We start from the raw sequence: 23,207 nt of genomic DNA on the forward strand, positions 1-23,207 counted from the left end.
CTGATTATTTCAAGTTGTTTAACTGTTGTTTCAATCTTTTTACGTCTCCAGCAGCCATAATAGGGTGCTTGCCCAAATCACGTTTTTGACGTGGTGATTTGCCAGATAATAAGTGATTTTTATATGCTTTGTATCTTTTGATTTTTCCTGTGCCAGTCACTTTAAAGCGACCTTTCAAACTGCTATGAGTTTTCATTTTAGGCATGACAAAATCCTCCTGACGAAATTGGTCTACTTTAAGATTTAGGTGCTAAAATCATAATCATACTTCTGCCTTCGAGCTTAGGTCTGCGCTCAACAACCGCGTATTCCTCAACCTCTTTAGCTACACGCTCCAACACTTTTCTACCGATGTCTGCGTGTGTAATTTCTCTACCGCGAAAACGAACAGAGCACTTTACTTTATCTTCGTTTTTCAAGAATTTCTCTACTTTACGAAGTTTCGTTTTGTAATCATGTTCTTCAATCGTAGCACTAAAACGAACTTCTTTTAGTTCAACAATCTTCTGATTTTTACGCGCTTCTTTTTCTTTCTTTTGCATTTCATAACGATATTTGCCGTAATCCATGATTCGACAAACAGGTGGTTTTGCATTTGGTGCAACAGCAACTAAGTCTAAACCTGCGTCCGCAGCCATTTGTAATGCTTCTCTAGTTGACTTGATTCCGACCTGTTCTCCATCAACACCAATTAGGCGAACTTCCCTTGCGCGAATGTTCTCATTAACGAAATGATCTTTACTAATAATTTGCCACCTCCATAAGGTAAGTAAAATTGCGCATTAAAAAAATGTGAGTTCACACCCACATCCCTTCTCATCGTTACACAGTTATAATAATAAGTGTCACACACTTTTATATACTATGACGGTATACCAGCTAATACGTAATTAGTCAGGTGAGAAGCGGGCGCTTCTACTTTCATCATTCATATGATACGTTATATCAAACAAATACATATTACCAGCTAAAAGAACATGTGTCAAGGATCATCGCAAAAAACATTATACAATAACGGCAGCCTTTTGTGAAATAACATTTTCATAACTATGATGTAAGTTTTCAAAAATAACATCCCACGATTGCTTTTTACTGTAGGCTCTCGCTTGTTTCGATAAGCTGATTCTATGTTTTTCATGATCATGCAAGTGTATTAAGGCTTTCGTAAATTCATCACTGCGATCCGGCTCGCAAAGTAAGCCTGTCACTCCATGCTGTACATTATCTTTCACGCCGCCTGCGTTAGCGCCAATGACAGGGGTTCCACTTGCCATGGATTCCAGAACAACATTGCCAAACGTTTCCGTTGCAGAAGGGAATAAAAACACGTCAGCCGCAGCATATAAATCCATGAGTGGCTGTCCTTTTACAAAACCAAGTAGTGTTATTGACTTATGATCTTTATATTTTTCTTTTAATTCAGAATATAATGGTCCGTCTCCAACGATAGTAAGTTGAGCATGATCCTTAATACGAGTAGGTAAGGAATGAAACGATGATAAAAGCACATCAATGCCCTTCTCAGGCGCAATACGTCCAACAAATAATATCGTATACTTATGATGATCGAGGCCATGCTTACTTAATACAGCCTTGCGATCCACTTCAGGTTGAAATTTTTCCGTGTCAATGCCTCGACCCCATATTTCCATCTTTTTAAACCCTCGAGGTGCGATATGATCCATGGTGGATTGAGAAGGTACATATACTTTCTCACAATCTTGATGAAACCAATGCATATACTTCCAAAAAATTTGTTCCATCCATGGAATTTTATAATAAGATAAGTATTTATCGAAATGAGTATGATAGGATGCCACAAGCGGTATACCATGTTTCTTTGCATAACGTTGTCCGTATAAGCCCATGTTGAAAGGAGTTGCGACATGAATGATATCTGGTTGTAATTCTTTGAGTGATTTTTTTAGCTGGATGGGGTTGGGAATACCTAGTCTGCATTCGGGATATAAAAGAAAAGGAAAGCTGTGAAACCGTTCTACGATAATTTGTTGTTCATGATACAAGTTACCATCCCCCCATTGCGGAGAAGGGGCAAACACTTTACACTCCACTTGCTGTCGTTTTAAATAATCAACCCATCGACCAAGTGTTTTGGCGACACCGTTAACTTCAGGCAAGTAAGTGTCAGTAAATATAGCTACTCTCATAACTGTACGTACTTTATCACTGGCAACGTACTTCTCTCCTTCCTGCACCTAAAATTATACTTTTAATGCATCATGATGCTTATATGCAATTTTATTACGCTCCATAGTGTTTCTTTCCATATATTATACATCGAATATTAATGGAATATCATGTTATTGTTAAATAAGATAAAAATGATATTATTTTATCTTATGCATTTAAGGTAAGCGCTACTCGCAAAAGTTGTACATTAGTGATAATATTTGAATGATAGCGATGTTGGTTGAACAAGTTCATCCAACTTACATTTAAGATGAAAAAATCATGAGTTACTAGTTTACGCCTCAGTTGCCAGGCGTAAAGGTTCATATTGAAATTTCTTCATCTTATGTTTATAGGTAATAAGTTGAACAAGTTCAACTTGTATTAAAGACGAAGAAATCATGAAGTACAAGTTTACGCCTCAGTTGCCAGGCGTAAAGTTTTATATTTAAATTTCTTCATCTTATATTTAGCGGTAATAAGTTGAACAAGTTCAACTTATCCTTAAAATTTATTTTATTTTAAATGTACTTAACACAGCATTAACAAACTGCTTTCATAATATAATGATAAACATACTCATCTTATCATTCCTTACAAAAGAGCCACATGAGACATCAACTTCTGTTTATGTTATTCACCTAGTTGTAAGGAGCCATAAACTTTTTGTTTATAATAATAAAAGAGGTGATTCGTATGCATCGTGTCGTTCATGTACTTCAACATTATGAAATTCGTTTATTTCAATTTATTAATCAAAAGAGACATGCTATTCTCGATCTTCTCATGCATACCATCACATATTTAGGTGGAGCTTTATTCACGATAACGCTGTGTCTAGGCTTTGTCATTCTCGGAAATGAGCCCCTAAGATATATCGGTTTAGCAGCACTATTAGCATTGACCATCAGTCATATTCCCGTAGCGATTATTAAAAAGAAGTTACCAAGGTTGCGACCATATCTTGTACTACCAAAGACAAATACGTGCAAAGATCCATTAACCGATCACTCATTTCCATCTGGTCACACGACGGCAGCTTTTTCTATATTTTCTACGTTTATGATCTATTATCCACTTTTAACTTTTTTTCTTCTGCCTTTATCCATGATGGTAGGTATATCCAGAATATATTTGGGATTGCATTATCCTTCTGATGTTGTCGTTGGAAGTATGATTGGCTATAGCGCCGCCCTATTATCTGTATCTATTTTTTCTTAATTAGATATTCATCATAATGAAAGACAAAAAACGCATATGTGAAATAACCAAAATGATTCACATGTCGATTCATTTTGGTTATTTCATGCTGTTGTAAATGCTGTTGTATTAAAAAATAGTTTTTCTCTCCCACCATTCAAATCCCACCCTAGCTTTCGTCATGGATGAACTGGTCAAAAATATTAAAATCGAATTTCCAGGACCTATAATCACTTTCCCGCTGATTTGACCACTCGTTACGGACTCATTTCCTGGCACTCTTCTCTCAGAATAATTTACTCCTCCTACTGGTTTCCTTCTAACAGATGGGTTAAATTGGACTACGCCTCTAGGTAACGTATTCACGTTCGTGTTTAAGTTAGTAACATTTTTAGTTCTAATTCTTCTTCCAGGAGGAATAGCATCAATAAAGAAAAAAGCGGAAAATGGATGCTTTGAGAAGTTAGTAATATTAAAAAAATCAAGAAATAAGTTCACCTTAGATCTAGAAGGATTGACTAATCTAGCCCATGCAAAAGTGTTGCCGCCAAAAGTCAAAATATTAGACGTACCTGCAAAGGATCTACCTCGACTAGATTGAAAGGCAGGATTTACAATATTAACAACCGGCCTCGCTTTTCTTTTTTTCTTCATGCACAGTTCTCCTCAACATATATTAACGGCATAGTGATGTTCCACTTATTTTAATATCCCATTACATTGGAAGTATAAGTGCGGAAAATGGATTTTTACCCACTCTAATATTTCGAACCACTTTATTTGTTGATGTTCTTATGACGGAAACGCAATTGGTTCCTGAATTAGGGATATAATAAAATCTCCCATCAGCCGTAAACCTGCCAATAGCAGGATTCCTACCTACTCTAATCGTGTCGACGACTTGATTCTTGTTGACGGAAATGACGGATATCGTATTTCCTCCTTTGTTACTAAGATAATAAAACTTACCGTTTGGAGTGAAAATCCCTACAAAAGGCTTTCTTCCAACCCGTAATGTCTTGATGACTTTGTTGTCAGAAGCTCTAATGACAGACACACTATTAGCATTTTCATTACTTATATAGACAAATTTGTTATCTGGCGTAATAAATGATCTGATTGGTCCCTTGCCTACCCTAACTGTTTTGACAACTTTATCTGTCGCTACCCTGATAACGGAAACGGTATTGGACCCTTTGTTCGGCACATAGACAAATTTCCCATCGCGTGTCACACGAGCCTGCTGAGGATTTCTACCGACCCTAATTTTTTTGGACACTTTCATTCTATTAGTGTTAATAACGGAAACATGATTCCCACCAGAATTAGCAACATAGTACTTTTTTCCGTCTGGAGTAAAACTAGATACAAATGGACTTCTTCCCACTTTAATTGTTTTTGTTACCTTATTCGTATTTGCATTAATGACCGATACACTATTTGACCCGCGATCTACTGAAAAAATGAATCTTTCCGCCGTATCAAAATCAACATCTCTAGGCATTCTACCTACCTTTATGGTGTCGACGACTTTGTCTGTAACTGTACTGACAACAGATAGTTTGTTCGTGCCTGTGTTACTGATATACAGTAGTTTATTATCTGGAGATTCTGCTATATCTATTGGCATCCTAAGTAACTTTAATGTTTTCACTACTCTGTTTGTTTTTGTATTAATAATGGATAATGTATCTGACCCACTATTAGTGACATAAACGAACTCTGGCTTTCTTATCAAGCTCATCACCTCTGTGTGCTATTTTGTATGACCCATCTCAAGCATCCTTTTATGTTGACAATGAAGGATACAGAGAACAGCTTACAATGCTATATGTATGTCTTATCTGCTTGCTCTGCTTGGGTTCATGCAAAAAATAGGTACAAACCCTGTCAGCTTGTATCCTTTCTAAAAGGCAAATCAAGCAATGAAAACATCACAAAAAAACCTGCTTTACAGGAAGAGGTAGCAGTGTTTTAAAAACTGCTTACGATGACCAATGCTCCCTTGAAGCCGTCATCTCCATCTTATGCTGTGTCAAAACAGGTTGTTTGTATGTTAATATTTGGTTTTATAAATCACACAGTGTTATTCGAGCTTTACTTATGCTTTGCAAATGTTCCCTGACATTGATATATCGGTTTACCTTGTGATACAAACTTTTTTTCATATTCCGTGTACACGTGGTTCTCTGGTTCTTCGTCCCGATGCAGATTTAAACTTATATTACTCAACTGCATGTTTGTGGATGCAAAGCTATTTAAAGAGAATTCAAATAACGTTTCGGAATCCGTACGCAATTGTAACGTACCAGTTTCACGTAGTACATCACGATATTTTTGTAAAAAATCTGGATGCGTCAACCGTCTTTTAGCATGTCTTTTTTTAGGCCATGGATCACTAAAGTTCAAATAAATGTGATCAATTTCAGATGATGCAAAAATATGCTCTAATTCCTCAATGTTGTACATGACAAGCCCTAAGTTTTTCACTTCATCTCCGTGTACTTCATGTGCTCTTTCACTTGCTTTACGTATTAATTCATCGTACAAGTCAATGCCAATATAATTTATATGCGGATGTTGATGACTCATGTTACTTACAAAGGAGCCTTTCCCCATGCCTAATTCCACATGAATGGGATGGTCATTGTTGAAAAATTCATGCCATCTTCCCTTATATGCTGTTGGATCTAGTACAATACATTGCTTCTCGTTTTGCAAATAATCTGTCGTGTCTTTTCTTCTTCTTAATCTCATGTATGAGACCTCCATACCGTTAGTACAATCACTTTTATCTCATCTTATTTTACTTTGTTATGAAGAAATGTAAAGCACCTTTTTCATGGTGATATTTAACGTCATGTTAAAAACAAATATTTATAAACCAAATAAAACTAATAGTTATTTGAAAAGGAAAATAAAAGAACAACAGTTCATGAAATGGGTCAAGCGTTAGTTTGGTTCGGGCATTCTGATGATAAGAATGATACAATGTGGTCAACAAATACAGTCGATTACAATCCCTCTTACAGGATAAAAACCATATAGCTTAAGTTTATTAAAGGATAATTTAAAAAAATGAAAAAAAATAAATTATTAACATTAATGGGTATGTTATCTGTTTTTGTATTGTTTACTTCATTGAATTTGTTTAATGAAGCAGATGCAGATGAGAAAAAAAATAAAATGACAGTTATAGGCACAAGTGAACACATTACATTTGATAATGTCTCTGATCTAACCTTATACGCTACAGATATAGTTATTGGGGAAATAGTAAATGAAGAAGAAAACTCAAATTTTGTTAAATTCGAATTTCAAGTAGAACAAACGTTAAAGGGAGAACTTTCTTCTAATGAAATTATTGACGTTTATTTAACCTCATTAGAAGATCTACAATATGACAACAAATACTTACTTTATTTAGAATTATGAAAGTGTATACTATCCAAATACAAATTACACTACCTTTGATAAAGAAAAAGGGATTGTAAACATTGATGAGAATTATAATGGTATATCTCTAATTCCAGCTAATACAAAATCCGTCTCAAATGAAGAACTTGCTGAACATTTTAATGTTTCGATTTCATTTATAGAAGAAGCAAGACAACCAGACAAAAAGATAGTAGATAGTGTCGATAATATCGAAGAATTAATCAATATCTCTCAACACATTGCGCAAATAACACCAACTAAAATAATTGCAGAAAATAACACGATAAAAGTTGTTGAGTTTGTTGTTACAGCTAATTATAAAGGGGAAGTTTCAACTGAAACTATTGCTTTACCATCTAATGTTGAAATGATGGAAGAATATATTGTTTTCTTAAATGAAGAAGACGATCATTATGAATTATCTACAAGAAACAATAGTGTAATTAGTAGTAAAGATAAAAAAGAATGGGATGATATTGTTAATTTATTTGAAGTTAATTAACTTAATGAATTACCCATAATTTTACAAATTATAAAACACCGTTCACGTCTAGATTTGACCGTGAGCGGTGTCTTTACGTCATTGAAACATTCCGAAAAACTGCGTATTTCCCAACTTTGTAAACTCTCATTTCTTCTCTGGTGATCCATTTTTCTATGCTATGTAAGATAGAAATTGCCTTGAAATAATATAATAGATTTAAGGTGAACGACAAATAGTCCCCACCTTTTAAGTAGATGAGGACTATAGTATTATCGTATTAGTTATTGCTATTGAATACGCGACAAGTTAAAGGAAAAGCGAATGGACCATGGCATCAGTTGATCTAAAGCTTGATCATCTTTGACATCCATATTAGCGGTGTTTGTCAAGATAGTTGTCACATTTCACCGCCACACTTTAATCTGTTCCACATACAGCCTTTTTTTTCTACAGTAATCCGCTAATTGTGCTTCATTCATCGCATAGGTTTCCATCACAACGAGAAACTTGTCTTCACTGCTCCATTGTCCTGAAATTTGTCCATCTCCAGGAGTTGGATTTCCGTCTATACGAGTAACTTTTCTCCACTTGTATGTGGTGGAGGAATATTCACTTTGCAATCATTAGAAGCATACCATTATGTTTGGAAAATAGTGAAACTAACATAACCATATAGGGTTGATATATAGATGAATTTAGTGGTTATTTTGCACCTAAGTTATATAGAAGGTAATGGAAAGATTTTATCGGCAAGTTAATGCTTCCTAGATGGAAATAATATTATTATTGGAATGAGAACTCACTAAGATAGCTGACAGTCAACGATCTAGGCAAAATATAATCATGCAGCCTATGTAGAAGTCAAAAAAACCTGCATACGATGCATGCAGGTGACTTCATTTATTAAAATATAGTATTGTATTCTGTTTCTAGTGTACTGCTTCTTCGTTCGTTACTTCCGTAATCGTCTGCTTCAATTTCTTTCTTGCACGATGAACTAATTCTGGATCATGTTTGAAATGAACTCCTGTTAATGCAATGGCTTCTTTCAAAGTTAATTCCACTTTAATTTTGTTTTCTCCTTGCGGAATTTTCACTGTGTTTTCCATTTGATCACCTCACGCTAGAACTTTAATTGACCTTACATTTGCTTAACATTATGATTCCCAACATTAGCTATACTCACCCTGTGTAAAATAAAATAGTCTCTCATTCAGCAACGTGACTAAAAATATAAAAAACGAAAAATTAAGAAAATTTAAACAATGACGAAATCATAAAGTGGTACCATACATGTCAAGAAATATTCAGTTTTATATTATATTTAGAATATAACATGAAATGTTACGTATTACAATTGTATTTTCTAAATAAATTCACATTTTTGTTGCACATTTTTTCGAAAATAAATACAATATATTTAGTTTAACTAAATGAATTATTTTTCGTTTATTATTTCAATAAAGGAGTGATGCAACATGCCAGAACACCAACATACCGCTGCGCATATAGAACAATTTACACGTGCGATTCAATTGATTTCAGACTCCATCAGAGCCACATTGCATACCGAAATAAAAAAAAGTGAAGTGAAACTCACGATGCAACAATTTACGATTTTGAACGATTTAGCTTCATTAGGTCCCATCACGATCAGTCAGCTTGCAGAACGGATGCAAGTCAACCCTGCCACGATATCCCCGATGATTGATCGTTTAGAAAAACAGCATTGGGTTAGCAGAGGAAGACTTAGCAAAGATAAGCGAATCGTGTATGTTATCCTTACAGATTCCGGAAAACAAGTGTTCACCACGATAGACGAAAAGTGGAAAAAGAACTTGGAAAAACATCTTCAATCCATACCTCTACATACAATAGAAGCATTAACACATGATGTCATACAATGCACAAAACTAATCAACATGGAGCAAGACATAGAATCAGAAAGCTAAAGCATTTCCTACCAAAGGAGGATGATGCCATTGAACCTTATACTTCACACTCAACAGTTGTGTAAGCAATTTAAAACTTTTCATGCGGTAGATGACGTCAACATTTCCATGCCAGCAGGAAAAATATATGGATTACTGGGGCCAAATGGAGCTGGAAAATCCACCACCATGAAAATGTTAAGCACTTTGATGAAACCGTCTTCTGGTACTGCTTACATCGATGGATTTCATAGTATAAAAGAAGGTCATGAAGTAAGAAAACGAATAGGATTTGTATTTCAAGAACCTAGCTTGGATCACCATCTGACGGCAAAAGAAAATATGGAACTGCACTGTTTGTTTTATCAAATACCGCGTCAAGAGAGGAAAAAACGCATTCACACCTTGCTAGAGCTCTTATCCTTACTCCCGCATCAACGAAAAAAAGTGATGACGTTTTCAGGTGGGATGAAAAGAAGGCTGGAAGTCGCACGAGCGCTGCTGCATCAACCTAAGTTACTGTTTCTAGACGAACCTACGACAGGATTAGATCCGCAAAGTAGAAGCTTGCTGTGGGAGTTAATTCAATATTTACAAAAAGAAAAAGGATTGAGCGTATTATTAACGACCCATTATTTAGAAGAAGCCGAATATTGCGATCATCTGCTTATTATGGATGAAGGAACGATCAAGGCGGAAGGCTCTCCACAGCAATTAAAAAGCCAAATCGGAGATTGTACCATTACGATTGAAACGAAAGAGAAAGAACAACTAATACAGAAGCTGCAACAAAAGGTTGCCTCGTTACAATATAGCAAAAAAGACAACCTCCTCATTTTTAAAGTAGCAGATGCCGAGTCTTTTTTATCCTCTCTTATCGAAACCCACATTACCGTTCAATCATTAAATGTGCATAAGCCTACACTGGATGATGTATTTATACAATTGACGGGAAAAGGAGTAAGAGAGGAACACCACCAAGCGAGAGATGTGTTAAAACAATCTTGGGACATTCGTGGAAGGATGAAAAAATAAGATGGGAAATGGCATATACGGCATCTGGCTTCGAGACATGAAAAAGTTTTTTCGAGTACGCTCACATTTTATTAGTTCTATCGTCCGCCCTATGCTATGGCTCCTCATTATGGGTGGTGGTTTAAAACCTATTGTACAGCCCATCCAAGGCGTGGATTACATTCAATATATTTTTGCAGGCATTGTCAGTATGAGTATTATATTTGCCGCGATGCAGTCTGCTATTTCGATTGTGTGGGATCGAGAATTTGGCTACTTGAAGGAAATTTTAGTTTCTCCTGTACCTAGAACTGCTGTCGTGTTAGGAAAAGCGTGCAGCGGAAGTACGATTGCTACATTACAAGGAGCACTCACCTTCATCTTCCTCCCTTTCATCGGTCTCTCTATCCCCTTACTGTCTTCCTTTTACGCATTAATCGCTATGTTCATTATCGGCTTTAGTATTGCCACGCTAGGCATTGTGATTGCAGGTAAGTTAACTAGCTTCGAAAGCTTTGGCTCTATCGTGAACTTTTTATTACTTCCGATGTTTTTTTTAAGTGGTGCTGTCTATCCTATTCCATCCGCTCCAACATGGCTGACTCCTTTGTTATACATGAATCCTCTCACTTACGGCGTAGATTTATTGCGTTATATCCTGTTAGATCAGTCCACTTTTTCCCCTTTGGTAAATTTGTCTGTATTACTTGCATTTTCCGCGGTAATGTTAAGTATAGCTATCCCTTTATTCAAAAGAGAATCGTAAGCACCATCGTTTTGTGAAGGTGGAAAAAAAGTGTATCCCCAACTTCTTATTTTCACGCAGCATACTTTTTTGCTAAAATGAGAGGGTGACCGCTTAGGTACTATAGCGCGGACTTCAGATATGAGGAGTATACGAAATGAGTTTGGATCATCATGAACAACCCACGATGTGGGGAGAAAAACGGTTTCATACATGGAATTATGAGATGAGAAAGCAATTCGACACGAAAGTGTTTAAAGTAATGCTTGATGCAGGTTTTACCTGCCCTAATCGCGATGGAACCATTGCGCAGGGCGGTTGTACTTTTTGTAGCGCGAGAGGATCAGGTGACTTTGCTGGAAGTCGTCGCGATGATCTGATTACGCAATTTAATACCGTTCGTGATCGACAGCATCAAAAATGGCAGCATGCTAAATATATCGGCTACTTTCAAGCCTATACGAATACGTACGCTCCTGTAGATACGTTACGTGAATATTACGAAGCGATTTTGAAACAACCCGGTGTTGTGGGGCTATCCATTGCCACGCGCCCAGATTGCTTGCCAGATGACGTCATCGAATATTTAGCAGAGTTAAACGAAAGAACGTATTTATGGTTGGAAATGGGGTTGCAGACCATCCATGATAAAACATCAGATCTAATTGTTCGTGCCCACGACACAGACTGTTACTATGAAGCAGTAGAAAAGTTAAGAAAACACAACATTCGCATTTGCAGCCACATCATTTATGGTCTTCCCCAAGAAACCCATGAGATGATGATGGAAACGTTGAAGGCCGTTTCCCATATGGATGTTCAAGGCATTAAAATTCATTTACTTCATCTGATGCGAAAAACACCGATGGTTAGACAATGGAAAGACGGACTGCTTCGCTTCTTGGAAAAAGACGAGTACGTTAAGCTGATCGTAGATTCATTAGAATTATTGCCACCGGAAATGATTGTGCACAGACTTACAGGTGATGCACCTCGTGACCTGCTCATTGGCCCAACGTGGAGTTTAAAAAAATGGGAAGTACTCAATGCCATCGATGACGAACTAAAAAGACGCAACAGCTGGCAAGGAAAGCACTTCGCAAGGAGTGTCGTCACTTGAGTTTCATGTCCATACTGTCTCAGGCACATTTTCACGTACAGCAACGTGTGAAGGAAGGGGACCATGTCATTGATGCCACCATCGGCAACGGTGTAGATACCTTATTCCTTACGAAACTAGTTGGAGAAAAAGGCACTGTCTTTGGCTTCGATATTCAAGATATCGCTTTGGAACGGACACAACAACGTTTGCAAAAAGAGAATCATGATCATGAAGGGGTTCATTTGTTTCAGACCAGTCATGCTCACATGAGTGAAATGATTGCCCCTTCTTACCATGGTCACATTAGTGCTGTAATGTTTAATCTTGGATATTTGCCACATACAGATTCAACAGCGATCACAACACCTGACACATCCATACAAGCCGTAAAGCAAGCACTAGAGCTATTAAAAAGAGATGGAATCGTGACTATCGTGCTGTATCCTGGTCATGAAGGAGGAGCAGAAGAAGCAGAAGCTGTTTCCTCATGGACTGCCTCCTTGCCACAGGAAGCGTTTAAAGTATTGAGTGTATCATTCACCAATGTAAGCCGTTCTTCTCCATTTTTAATAGCGATAGAAAAAAAATAGAAGAGAAATGATCACATCACTTAAGCAACTTTATAGCAACTTGATAACTTGATGATCAAAAAGGAGAGAGAAACCATGAAAGCTTATCCATTAAAATTCAAACCAGAGATGAAAGAACGTATTTGGGGAGGACGAGCGCTAGAGCAATTCGGTTTTGACATGCCTGACGGCAATATCGGGGAAGCATGGGTCATTAGTGATCATGCCAACGGTACATCGAAAGTAATCAATGGAGAACTTGCAGGTTTAGGGTTGGATGAAGTGCGAGAAAAGGTAGGTCCGTCCTTTTTTGGAAAGCGAGGATTTTCAGAAAAGACAGGGAGATTTCCGTTACTCGTTAAATTGTTGGACTGTCAAGATGACTTATCTGTACAAGTACATCCGACAGATGAATATGAGCATCTAGCAGAACAAGAATTGGGTAAAACAGAGATGTGGTATGTGATATCCGCTAAACCAGGAGCGAGTATCATTTATGGTTTAAAAGAAAACACAACAAAAGAAGATTTCAAAAAAGCGATCGAAGAAAACCACATCATGTCCCATCTACGTGAAGTGCCTGTCAAAGCGGGAGATACGTTCTACATTCCAGCGGGAACAGTACACGCGTTAAAAGCAGGTGTCGTAGTAGCAGAAATTCAGCAAAATTCGGATACCACATATCGTATATATGATTACAATCGACCTGGATTAGATGGCAAGATGCGGGAGCTACATATTGAAGACTCCATTCATGTAACGAATGTGACCAACGATGGAGCATTTCAGAAAGAAACAGCGTTAGCGGCGGAAAAGCAGTGGTTAACGTTATGTGCTTCACCATATTTCATCGTGGAAAAAGGGAAGTTGGAGCATTCATGGTCTTTACAAAGTGAAGAAGACAGCTTCGTCATTCACATTGTATGTGAAGGTGCTGGAACATTAGAGTGGGAAGAAGAATCGCTTTCTTTAAAAGAAGGGGATGCTATTTTAATTCCTGCTAATTTAGGAAACTACACATTAACTGGCTCCATGACCGTACTCAGAAGTTATGTGCCGAAATCATAATATGTAGTCATTCAAGCAGGTGTATGCCAATTTATAGTTATATATGACTCTTGTTGCAATACCTTCTCTTTCATCGTAACGTAGAAGGTATTGCTTATTTTTTCTCCTCGTGTCAGCACTTATTTATTTTTTAACTAGATTTTTATTTAGTAAATATTGATATATTCGATCCACAGATTGTTTGATCGTATATTTTTCTGTGTTTACAATAAGATCTGGTGACTCAGGTTCTTCATACGGAGCATCGATACCCGTAAAGTTACGTATTTCGCCTTTTCTAGCCTTCTCATACAACCCTTTGGAGTCACGCTTTTCACAAGTTCTTAAATTAGCTTGCACATAGATTTCGATACAATCCCCATCATCCATAATATCTTTCACCATTTGCCTTTGCGCACGATAAGGAGAAATAAAAGCACTTAACGTAACAACCCCTGCTGACACCATCAACTTGGATACTTCCGCTATTCTGCGTATGTTTTCCGTACGATCTTCTGGTGAAAAACCTAAATTTTTATTCAACCCATGGCGAATATTATCTCCATCCAAAATAAATACGTGCATGTTTTGGTTGATAAGCCTTTTTTCTAACTGTATCGTTAATGTTGATTTTCCGGAACCGGAAAGGCCCGTAAACCACAGCAAATAGCTTGGATGGCCATTTAATTTTTGCCTATCTTGCTTCGTTACATGCCCATGCTGCCATGAAATATGAGAATGATGCATTTTCGACATGTAAGACCACTCCTAAATAGTAAAAGTCGTGAAGCGATGACGATATAAAATGAAGAAATATGACTCTCACTATCACAATCAACAACGTGATGTAAAAGTGCACTCCATTATTTCTCCATCTTGTATTTATTTTAACAAATACGTTTAGCAATCACATGAGTTATACATCATATGAAATACAAAAAATGTTATGCTAATGATTAAAAATTAAGAACACCATGCACAACATTAAAAAGAAATCATTGAAAAAAATGAAAAAGAATAGCAAGAGAAATTAGACGAAATCGATAACACACGTTATGATAAAGAAATATCATAAAAAAAGAGGTGTACCATACGTTGTCTTCCCCCATTTTAATTGCCGATGATGAGGTTAATATTACCGATGTATGTAAAAGGTATCTAGAACGTGAGGGCTTTACCTGTCATGTTGCACATGATGGCGAAGAAGCACTGGATAAATGGAAAAAGAAGAGTCCTCAATTGTTAATCCTTGATTTAATGATGCCCAAGATGGATGGTTGGCAGCTGTGCAAAGCCATTCGAGAAGAAAGTGACGTTCCTATCATTATGCTAACGGCTAGAGGCGAAGAAAGTGATCGACTATTAGGCCTCACGATAGGTGCAGATGACTATTTAACCAAACCATTTAGTCCACAAGAGCTCGTATTACGTGTCAAAGTGATTTTAAGAAGATTGAAATCTACACCAACAGCAGATACAAACCAGAGTATTCGCTTTGACGATTTGGAAATACATCCATCTGAGCGTTCCGTCGTTGTACGGGGTCATAAAGTTGATCTAACGATGAAAGAATTTGATCTCCTACTCTATCTCGCCGAGCATCCTGGTCAAGTATTTTCAAGAGAACAATTGTTAGAGCATGTTTGGAATATTGATTTCTTAGGGGACATGACAACCGTAACCGTACACATTAGAAAGTTACGAGAAAAGTTAGAACAAGATGCTTCTAGTCCGACATATATCAAGACGGTATGGGGTATCGGATATAAATTTGAAGGGTTGAAATAAGGATGAAACTAAGAACATACTTGTTAATTTGTAATGGCATTAGCATTATGACGATTCTCATCTTTTTATATATCAGTTACCAAAGAATGTATTTACCTTTGGATAAAACGATTTTTATATCTACCGTTACCATTATCTCTGGCATCATGTCATTTGTCATTCATTTTATTATTACTCGTCCGATTGAACGATCAATTTCTATCATCACGAGTACTGCAAAACATATATCTGAAAATAATTTTAAAGAAACTGTTCCGCAAATTGGACCTTTAGAATTCCAGTCACTAGCCAAGCAGTTTAATGAAATGAGTCGCAAACTGGATGACAGCTTTGCAAAAGTACAAGCATCAGAACAAGCACGTGTAGAGCTTGTAGCTAATGTCTCCCATGATTTACGTACACCGATGACATCCATTCAATCGTTCGTCGAAGCGCTACAAGACGATGTCATACAAGATGAACAGACAAGGCAAAAATATTTAGAGACCATCGGGACGGAGACGAGCAGATTAAGCCGTTTAATCGATGATCTATTCTTACTATCCCGTTTGGATTCTAAAGCAGATACGTTTGAACCAGAGCTACATCATATGGAAAGTAGATTGTTTGAAGTGCTGCAAAGTTTTCAATTGAAGTTAGAGCGCAAAAAGATAGAAGTGAAAGTAGATGTGCCTGACCAACTTCCACGCATACCGATGATGCCATACCAAATCGATCGCGTACTTGCCAATTTAATGGACAATGCGATTAATTTTACGCATGAACGTGGGCATATTCATATTTCTGTTACTGAGGAAAAAGAAAGTATTCAAGTTCAAATTTGTAATGAAGGTCACATGGACATGGAAAAAGAAGAGCAGTCTAAGATTTTTGAACGTTTCTACCGTGCAGATCAATCCCGTCAACGTGTGCATGGCAATGGAGGGGCAGGTTTAGGTCTTGCTATTTGCAAATCGATTGTAGAGCTTCATGGTGGACAGATTGGTGTAACCCCACAAGAATCTATGACATGTTTTTGGTTTAAACTCCCCATACAAGAAAAAAAAGAAGTTTAACTTAGAAAAAATATATCAATACACTATCTTTCACTGGTGAAATAGTCAAATGAAAAGGAGTCTTATGCAATATGGAAATTAATAATCCTGCTGGTTTTCTCATTCGTTTTGGAGCAAATTTATTAGACACCATTATTATTTTCTTTCCCCTAAGCTTTATCTTTACAGGGTCATTATGGGAGGACAATTGGTATAGCAGTACTCTAAGCATGTTATATAGCTTCTTTGTTCCTATCATTTGGTATGGATATACCGTTGGAAAACGTATGGCAGGTATCCGTATACTAAAAACCGACGGAAGTAAGGTTACCTTCATCACTATGTTGCTCAGATTAGTGGTTGCTGCCATAGTCTATGGGATTACTTTAGGTATAGGTTTTATTGTCAGTGCCATTATGGTTGTGGTGCGTGACGATAGACGAAGTCTACATGACTTTATAGCTGGTACGTATGTCACTTACGATAAGCCTTAAATTAATATTATAGGAAAGAATCATTTATCACCCCTCAGTCAAGATCATTCAACTTATCAATTGTTTGTGATATAATAAGATTAACAATGGGATACAATAATAAAACCGCCAGGTGGTTGGACACCTAACGGTCAGTACAATAGATTGCTTTTTTAAGAGCAGTCAGCGTCTAGGGTATAGACCTCCAGAGCGACCAAACTCTATGGGAGGTCTATTTTATTGTGTTGATTAATACCACAATAAACGAAAGCAACGCAATAGGAAATGTCCCAAACTTCAAAATCAGGGATATCACTTCGTATACTTTCATGGCATCACCTCCTACTGTGAGGAAGTACGCCGACCACCCTTGAATCTATGTACTTAATTTTTATTGTATCATTAAAGCCTTGGTACATCTATTTTTCAGCATATTTTGTTTATTCAATAATATAGAATAACGGAACGTACGAGAAAATAAGAGTGTAGTAAGATGAAAATACTCGTGTTTCGAAATGTTCCATAGCATTAAAACGCCGCTCTTGGTCACATAGGACCGTAAGCGGTGTTTTTAATTATTATTTATTTAACGGATGCATTTAATACTTTGTTAATAATTTGATTATCCTTTATTAAGTTTCTTTCTGTATATTTTCATTAGGGATTGAAAATATGATAAATGGAAGGAATGTTGAACATGAACTTATGGAAAAAATTAGGTCTTGGTGTAGTTGGTGTTGGAATATTGGCTGTAGGATGGTGGCTAGTATCCCCGCTATTCATAGATGATGTTGTTAATGAACCTGTACCAGGTGCAGCTATGTCAGATGAAATGAAAGACGATGAAATGATGGAAGATAAAGATGGTATGTCCGAAGACATGAAAGATGAAATGATGGAAGACAAAGACGGTATGTCTGAAGACATGAACGACGAAATGATGGAAGACAAAGACGGTATGTCTGAAGACATGAACGACGAAATGATGGAAGACAAAGACGGCATGTCCGAAGACTTGAACGATGAAATGATGGAAGACAAAGACGGTATGTCCGAAGACATGAACGATGAAATGATGGAAGATACAATGAGTGCTACTTTTTCTGGTGACTTCGTAAATGCAGACGATGATCACTCCGCTAGTGGAAATGCCTATACGATAGTTGGAGAAGATACTAACTATTTGCGATTTGAAAATTTTGAGACGACAAATGGCCCAGACTTGTATGTATATTTAGTCTCATCTGATGCAGAAGCAACCAGTGATGGCATCAGCTTAGGTAAGCTAAAAGGAAATGTTGGTGATCAAAACTACGAGCTTCCTGACGGAATTGATTTATCTACTTATAACAAAGTCGTTATTTACTGCAAATCTTTTAGTGTTGATTTCGGATATGCAACATTAACCACTGAAATGTAATATAATAAACAAAGAGAATGATAGACCGTGTAAAGAATGAAGGGGGATGAAAGAATGGAACGTAAAAAATGGATATGGAAATCGCTTGCATTTGGAAAAAAGTTAATTAGCTTACACCGCTGGAACGCTTGGACAATATTAGCCTTGACGATCACAGGTATTGTGTTATTTACACCTGTGATGCGAGAGCTGGGCGTTATTCGAAGCGTTATCAAGCAAGCACATGTTATATTTGGTATCGTTTCTATCCTCCTTCTTCTCCTTTACCTTCCTTTGCTAAAAAAGCATGTGAAACAGATAAGGCGTAAATATGCGCAGTGGATTAACCTCATCATTGTTCTCTTTCTCATCATCGGATGGTCCGTATCTGGTATTATTCTATGGCAATATCGACAGTTCCCACCTTCATGGGTGAATGGAGCCTTATTATGGCATGATATACTGACTTGGATAGGAGTTCCTTATATTATTTACCACTCCATAACAAGGTTAAGATGGGTCAAAAAACAAGCAAAAAGAACGATTATCGATAAAGTAGATAACTTAAAGTTACAAGAGTTGAAAAATAAAGAAATCGTTGAGGTACGACACCAAAATCCCCCCCCTATATCTCGTCGTTCTTTTATTAAAATATCTGTAGTCAGCGTTTTGCTATTAGCTATAGGTCCGTATTTTTACCGTTGGTTAAAGCAAGCCACGGACACTGGTGGGGAAAAGCTTGCAGAATACTGGGTAAATGATAGAAATAATATGTTACCTCCACCAAACCCTCAAATTGATTCACAAAAAGTCATAGGCGGCGGTGCAAAAGGTAACTTTAGAATATATACGGTTACTGAAATACCGCAATTTGATTCCGTAGGATGGACGTTTACGATTGGTGGTTTAGTCGGGCAAAGCATCCAATACAACTGGAATGAGTTTTTAAAATTACCAAGAGTCGTTCAAGTTAGCGATTTTCATTGTGTGACTGGTTGGTCTGTGTACCAATGTACATGGGAAGGAATTACTTTATCCGATTTACTTGATACGCTCAGCATCGATAAGAGAGCAAAATACGTTAAATTTATTTCGGGTGATGGTGTTTATACCGATACATTAACGTTAGAACAGGCTGCTATGAAAGATGTGATGTTAGCTGTTTTATTAGATGGAAAACCTTTACCTCAAAAACTAGGGGGGCCGGTTAGATTAGTGGTACCTAAAATGTACGCGTATAAATCAGTGAAATGGGTGCAATCTATTGAATTGATTGAAAATGAGCATGATGGCTATTGGGAACAAAGAGGTTACAGTAAAGATGCTTGGGTATAGGAAAGATGTTTTGAAGGTTTTTTCACTAGTAAAAACCTATCCTTAGACATATTCCGAAGGCTATAATTGTTAAGTCACAACATTTCATTTATAACGGTCCATATTCATATTGACTGTTATGTTTATCATGATGTACGTTGTGAACAGATTACTAGCTTTCAGAAAAAGAACTACCAAATAAAATATAAACGCTTCCTGTATGTATATAAGATGAAAAAATGATCTAACACAAGTTTACGCCTCAGTAGCCAGGCGTAAAGAGTGTGATGTTGAGATTTCTCCATCTTATGCATCGTGGTAATAAGTTGGTTTAACAAATTAATTCAACTTATACATTAGTAAAGAGGGAGTTGTTTTGACTGCTAAAATGTGAAGAGTGTGGATATATACTAAATTATGATATTAAAAATTGGGTTAAAATTGACGTTTCTCACCATGAATCACCAACATATCAGATAGAGTCTAACTATTATGATGAAAAGATTTTAGAACAAATTGTTTTGCATGCAAGATCATTAGATAGCTCTGTTAGTACTATTTATTTAGATGAATATGTCCCTACTACAGTTGACTGTGAAGGATGTTCAATTTTTCACATTAGAAATAAAGGTAATGCGGTTAAACATGTACAAGATACACATCATGTTAATTTTTGTTTTTTCTTTTAAATTATTTAGAACATCATACATTTACAAGACTACGTTATACGTCTCACATTACAAAGATACGTTTTACAGCTTTACATATTTTTTTCATCATAAAAAACTGCTTCTTGATGTAGAAGCAGTTTTTTATATTCATGTTGAATGTTGAATGATTAATTCGAAACTTAACCTTCATTATCGTTCTTCATTATCATTCAAATTGCAACTAGGTAACAACATCAGCTTGTTTGACTTTTGCCATATACGTATCTACTTTGCCTAATCGGTATAGTGAAATAAGTAGGGAATTTACTTCTTTATCCACTTTTCCTGTCTGCAAATATGTTTCTAAGTCGAAAGAGAGCATTTCTAATGCGACATGTTTACGTAAATCTTTTTCATTCATTTCTAAGTTGGCGAAGTCAGCAGAGACGACAAATGGATCATCAGCTAATTTCTGCATCCAATACGTATGATCACCTTTGTCTAGTTGCTTATCCCACCAAACTTTTCGCGGTTTATAATTATGATTCAAATAATAATCGTATTTCATTAAGCTGAGAATAACATCCATATCGTTTACTTCTGCCTGATGAAGAAAAGCATGCAATCGAGTAAATAAATGCTCTAACTGATGCCCAATTCGCTGCCATCCTTGCGCTTCCCAATACGCTCCAAACTGCTGGAAGAAATCAAATGGACTTTCAAAAACATGTTGTATCAAATACTCCACGGTATGATCTAATCGATGTGCGTTCCAATATTTTTCTAGTATGTCTTCTACTTGCTTAATACGCACGATATCAGAGAACGGCATCTTATCATTAGAAAGCATTTCATACGGAGGTGTGTCCATATAACGATACCCGTATTTTTCTGCATTGTGACGAAGCCCTGTCCCTCTTAACATTTTAAGAAATCCTAATTGCAACTCTTCTGGTCTCAGTGCAAATACATCATTGAATGTTTTGCGGAATGTAGCATAGTCTTCCTCTGGCAATCCCGCTATGAGATCTAAATGCTGATCAATTTTTTCGCTGTTTTTAATCGTGGTGACGGTTCTTGATAATTTATCAAAATTTTGTCTGCGTTGAATGATGTCATTCGTGGCATCATTTGTAGACTGCACACCAATTTCGAAACGAAAAATACCTGGAGGTGCATGTTCAGCTAGGTAATTCAATACTTCTGGTCGCATAATATCTGCTGTAATCTCAAACTGAAATACACAACCTTGATGATTTTCAATAAGAAATTCAAACACTTCTAACGCGTAATCTCTTTTAATATTAAACGTACGATCCACAAACTTAATTAATTTGGCTCCCGATGCTATCAAATACAATATATCTTGTTTCGTTCGCTCCATACTAAAATAGCGGACACCCACTTCAATACTGGATAAACAAAATTGACAGCTGAACGGACATCCACGACTAGTCTCAAAATACACCACTCGATTTTGCAATTGAGGTACATCTAATGGTGAGCGATGCGGTGATGGAATATCATCCAGAGCTAGCTTTTGACGAGGGGGATTTACAGCGATCTCCTCTCCCTCTTGTCCTGTTCGATATGCAATACCAAATACAAAGTGATATTTCTGCTCTCCTTTTATTTCAGACAATAAGTGATGGAACGTCTCCTCTCCCTCACCCATGACGATGAAATCCACTTCTGGTATTTTCTCCATCCATTCTGCTGTATCGTAGGACACTTCAGGACCACCGAGCACAATTTTTGTCTGTGGTGAAATTTTCTTGAGCATTTTAATGAGTGTAATCGTCTCTTGCATATTCCAAATGTAACAAGAAAAACCGATAACGTCCGCTTCTTTCTTATACAAGTCAGAAACGACATTCATTGCAGGGTCTTTGATCGTATACTCTGCAATTTCCATATCAAAATCTTGTTGGCAGTATGACTGTAAATATCGTAAAGCTAATGACATATGAATATATTTTGCATTTAATGTAGTTACAACTACTTTCATCCAATCCAACCTCTTTTATATAATTAAGTACATGATTAAGTACAGGAATGAACCATGTCCATTTTTTACTGAATACATCGTTGATTCTTTTCGTTTATGTTTAAACCATAACCATTATACTATACATAGTTACGTTCTTTTTCAACTGTCTTTCATGAACATAAAATGTCGTAACACATAAAAAAGAAACCCTTTAAAGTGCTACATCCCATTTGTACATCAACAACATTGCTTTTTGCCTTTTGGGGTTTAACACTTCGTTTTGGGTTTCTTTATCTGCATAACGTTCTTTATCTGCACACCGTTCTTTCACTGCATAACCATACGTTTACCTTTATCTTTCACTCAGCAAGTGTTCGGATTTATGTATGAGATTTTTCTGAGTTACTTGTTTAATCATCTCTACATCCGTTTCACTTAGCTCAAGTTCTTTATGATTACTTAACGTTTCGTCAAGGGAATTTGCTGCTCCGTTACGTTGCTCCATCCATTTGGCCATCTTATATAAAATCATTTGTCATGATGCTCCTTTCCATATATTTGAGTTTTATAATCAACATTTACGACTAAGCTCTCCCACTCATTTCCGCTATGTTACTTACGCCGAGACCATCTGATGTCTCTCATATGCTTCATATTTCTATCTCTCTACATACACTGTACGATTTAAAAATTAAATACAGATTAACGTGATGTTATTTCCAAATAAAATTTAATGCTATGAATGAAATAAAATAATTTAATGACAGCGTTTACATTTTGTTATTTTCCATTATATCGAATTTAATAAAAATTATACACGCATCTAACATTTTACTTTT

The 23,207-nt window shown here is 36.6% G+C and carries 25 protein-coding genes; 13 read left to right on the plus strand and 12 right to left on the minus strand.

Going from position 1 to position 23,207, the window contains the following annotated elements:
* Window positions 1–4: 4 nt before the first annotated feature.
* From rpmI to D1Z92_RS13285, 3 genes are all read right to left on the minus strand, one after another.
* Complete coding sequence (gene rpmI, locus D1Z92_RS13275; RefSeq protein ID WP_128896157.1) at window positions 5–205, minus strand: 50S ribosomal protein L35; 201 nt, start codon at window positions 203–205, stop codon at window positions 5–7.
* Between the two features lie 31 nt (window positions 206–236).
* Window positions 237–776: a translation initiation factor IF-3 gene (gene infC / locus D1Z92_RS13280; protein WP_128896158.1), complete on the minus strand. Its 540-nt coding sequence runs from the start codon at window positions 774–776 to the stop codon at window positions 237–239.
* 228 nt (window positions 777–1,004) lie between these two features.
* Window positions 1,005–2,168 carry a glycosyltransferase family 4 protein gene (locus D1Z92_RS13285; protein ID WP_128896205.1) on the minus strand — a complete coding sequence of 388 codons (1,164 nt, stop codon included), beginning with the start codon at window positions 2,166–2,168 and terminating at the stop codon, window positions 1,005–1,007.
* A 718-nt stretch (window positions 2,169–2,886) separates the two neighbouring features.
* On the opposite strand from D1Z92_RS13285, the gene D1Z92_RS13290 reads away from it, so the two are divergent.
* Window positions 2,887–3,411: a phosphatase PAP2 family protein gene (locus tag D1Z92_RS13290; RefSeq protein ID WP_128896206.1), complete on the plus strand. Its 525-nt coding sequence runs from the start codon at window positions 2,887–2,889 to the stop codon at window positions 3,409–3,411.
* Window positions 3,412–3,519: 108 nt separating this feature from the next.
* Here the strand turns inward: D1Z92_RS13290 and D1Z92_RS13295 are convergent, their stop codons facing one another.
* The 3 genes from D1Z92_RS13295 to trmB all read right to left on the minus strand — a co-directional run bounded on the left by D1Z92_RS13295 (window position 3,520) and on the right by trmB (window position 6,147).
* The gene (locus D1Z92_RS13295; protein WP_128896159.1) at window positions 3,520–4,044 is read right to left on the minus strand and encodes a DUF6143 family protein; all 525 of its coding nucleotides are present in this window, start codon (window positions 4,042–4,044) and stop codon (window positions 3,520–3,522) included.
* Between the two features lie 61 nt (window positions 4,045–4,105).
* Entirely contained in the window at window positions 4,106–5,128 is a 1,023-nt protein-coding gene (locus D1Z92_RS13300) for a YncE family protein (protein ID WP_164931620.1), read from the minus strand.
* A gap of 359 nt (window positions 5,129–5,487) precedes the next feature.
* Window positions 5,488–6,147: a tRNA (guanosine(46)-N7)-methyltransferase TrmB gene (gene trmB, locus D1Z92_RS13305; RefSeq protein ID WP_128896161.1), complete on the minus strand. Its 660-nt coding sequence runs from the start codon at window positions 6,145–6,147 to the stop codon at window positions 5,488–5,490.
* Window positions 6,148–6,468: 321 nt separating this feature from the next.
* Between trmB and D1Z92_RS13310 the strand changes: the two genes are divergently transcribed.
* Complete coding sequence (locus D1Z92_RS13310; RefSeq protein WP_128896162.1) at window positions 6,469–6,825, plus strand: hypothetical protein; 357 nt, start codon at window positions 6,469–6,471, stop codon at window positions 6,823–6,825.
* 891 nt (window positions 6,826–7,716) lie between these two features.
* Here D1Z92_RS13310 and D1Z92_RS13315 read toward each other — a convergent pair.
* Both D1Z92_RS13315 and D1Z92_RS13320 read right to left on the minus strand, forming a co-directional pair.
* Window positions 7,717–7,932, minus strand: a complete 216-nt coding sequence (locus tag D1Z92_RS13315; protein WP_128896163.1) for a hypothetical protein — start codon at window positions 7,930–7,932, stop codon at window positions 7,717–7,719.
* Between the two features lie 309 nt (window positions 7,933–8,241).
* Window positions 8,242–8,421 (minus strand): hypothetical protein, encoded by a 180-nt coding sequence (locus D1Z92_RS13320; RefSeq protein WP_128896164.1) that lies wholly within the window; start codon window positions 8,419–8,421, stop codon window positions 8,242–8,244.
* Between the two features lie 369 nt (window positions 8,422–8,790).
* Between D1Z92_RS13320 and D1Z92_RS13325 the strand changes: the two genes are divergently transcribed.
* The 6 genes from D1Z92_RS13325 to manA all read left to right on the plus strand — a co-directional run bounded on the left by D1Z92_RS13325 (window position 8,791) and on the right by manA (window position 13,741).
* On the plus strand, window positions 8,791–9,264 hold the full coding sequence (locus D1Z92_RS13325; protein ID WP_128896165.1) for a MarR family winged helix-turn-helix transcriptional regulator: 474 nt from the start codon (window positions 8,791–8,793) through the stop codon (window positions 9,262–9,264).
* Window positions 9,265–9,294: 30 nt separating this feature from the next.
* Complete coding sequence (locus D1Z92_RS13330; RefSeq protein WP_164931621.1) at window positions 9,295–10,278, plus strand: ABC transporter ATP-binding protein; 984 nt, start codon at window positions 9,295–9,297, stop codon at window positions 10,276–10,278.
* Window position 10,279: 1 nt separating this feature from the next.
* Window positions 10,280–11,023: an ABC transporter permease gene (locus D1Z92_RS13335; protein WP_128896167.1), complete on the plus strand. Its 744-nt coding sequence runs from the start codon at window positions 10,280–10,282 to the stop codon at window positions 11,021–11,023.
* A gap of 136 nt (window positions 11,024–11,159) precedes the next feature.
* Complete coding sequence (gene mnmL, locus D1Z92_RS13340; RefSeq protein ID WP_128896168.1) at window positions 11,160–12,122, plus strand: tRNA modification radical SAM protein MnmL/YtqA; 963 nt, start codon at window positions 11,160–11,162, stop codon at window positions 12,120–12,122.
* A gap of 5 nt (window positions 12,123–12,127) precedes the next feature.
* On the plus strand, window positions 12,128–12,694 hold the full coding sequence (gene mnmM / locus D1Z92_RS13345; RefSeq protein WP_240666733.1) for a tRNA 5-(aminomethyl)-2-thiouridylate-methyltransferase MnmM: 567 nt from the start codon (window positions 12,128–12,130) through the stop codon (window positions 12,692–12,694).
* A gap of 75 nt (window positions 12,695–12,769) precedes the next feature.
* Window positions 12,770–13,741: a mannose-6-phosphate isomerase, class I gene (gene manA, locus D1Z92_RS13350; RefSeq protein WP_128896170.1), complete on the plus strand. Its 972-nt coding sequence runs from the start codon at window positions 12,770–12,772 to the stop codon at window positions 13,739–13,741.
* Window positions 13,742–13,864: 123 nt separating this feature from the next.
* Here manA and cysC read toward each other — a convergent pair whose 3' ends face one another.
* Complete coding sequence (cysC, locus tag D1Z92_RS13355) at window positions 13,865–14,476, minus strand: adenylyl-sulfate kinase (protein ID WP_128896171.1); 612 nt, start codon at window positions 14,474–14,476, stop codon at window positions 13,865–13,867.
* A gap of 339 nt (window positions 14,477–14,815) precedes the next feature.
* Between cysC and D1Z92_RS13360 the strand changes: the two genes are divergently transcribed.
* The 3 genes from D1Z92_RS13360 (at window position 14,816) to D1Z92_RS13370 (ending at window position 17,036) form a co-directional block, all read left to right on the plus strand.
* Window positions 14,816–15,508: a response regulator transcription factor gene (locus D1Z92_RS13360; protein WP_128896172.1), complete on the plus strand. Its 693-nt coding sequence runs from the start codon at window positions 14,816–14,818 to the stop codon at window positions 15,506–15,508.
* Between the two features lie 2 nt (window positions 15,509–15,510).
* A complete protein-coding gene (locus D1Z92_RS13365; RefSeq protein ID WP_128896173.1) occupies window positions 15,511–16,563 on the plus strand; it encodes a sensor histidine kinase in 1,053 nt (350 codons plus the stop codon).
* A 71-nt stretch (window positions 16,564–16,634) separates the two neighbouring features.
* On the plus strand, window positions 16,635–17,036 hold the full coding sequence (locus D1Z92_RS13370) for an RDD family protein (protein WP_128896174.1): 402 nt from the start codon (window positions 16,635–16,637) through the stop codon (window positions 17,034–17,036).
* Window positions 17,037–17,247: 211 nt separating this feature from the next.
* Here the strand turns inward: D1Z92_RS13370 and D1Z92_RS17885 are convergent, their stop codons facing one another.
* On the minus strand, window positions 17,248–17,346 hold the full coding sequence (locus D1Z92_RS17885; protein WP_128896175.1) for a putative holin-like toxin: 99 nt from the start codon (window positions 17,344–17,346) through the stop codon (window positions 17,248–17,250).
* Window positions 17,347–17,712: 366 nt separating this feature from the next.
* On the opposite strand from D1Z92_RS17885, the gene D1Z92_RS17510 reads away from it, so the two are divergent.
* Both D1Z92_RS17510 and D1Z92_RS13385 read left to right on the plus strand, forming a co-directional pair.
* Entirely contained in the window at window positions 17,713–18,435 is a 723-nt protein-coding gene (locus D1Z92_RS17510; protein ID WP_206099760.1) for a DM13 domain-containing protein, read from the plus strand.
* 54 nt (window positions 18,436–18,489) lie between these two features.
* Window positions 18,490–19,749, plus strand: a complete 1,260-nt coding sequence (locus D1Z92_RS13385; protein ID WP_128896176.1) for a molybdopterin-dependent oxidoreductase — start codon at window positions 18,490–18,492, stop codon at window positions 19,747–19,749.
* A gap of 870 nt (window positions 19,750–20,619) precedes the next feature.
* Here D1Z92_RS13385 and D1Z92_RS13390 read toward each other — a convergent pair.
* Together D1Z92_RS13390 and D1Z92_RS13395 are read right to left on the minus strand one after the other, a co-directional pair.
* Entirely contained in the window at window positions 20,620–22,386 is a 1,767-nt protein-coding gene (locus D1Z92_RS13390) for a B12-binding domain-containing radical SAM protein (protein WP_128896177.1), read from the minus strand.
* A 334-nt stretch (window positions 22,387–22,720) separates the two neighbouring features.
* The gene (locus tag D1Z92_RS13395; RefSeq protein ID WP_128896178.1) at window positions 22,721–22,900 is read right to left on the minus strand and encodes a hypothetical protein; all 180 of its coding nucleotides are present in this window, start codon (window positions 22,898–22,900) and stop codon (window positions 22,721–22,723) included.
* Window positions 22,901–23,207: the final 307 nt, after the last annotated feature.

Source organism: Longirhabdus pacifica (assembly GCF_004115085.1).
Classification (GTDB): Bacteria; Bacillota; Bacilli; order Paenibacillales; family DSM-105158; genus Longirhabdus; species Longirhabdus pacifica.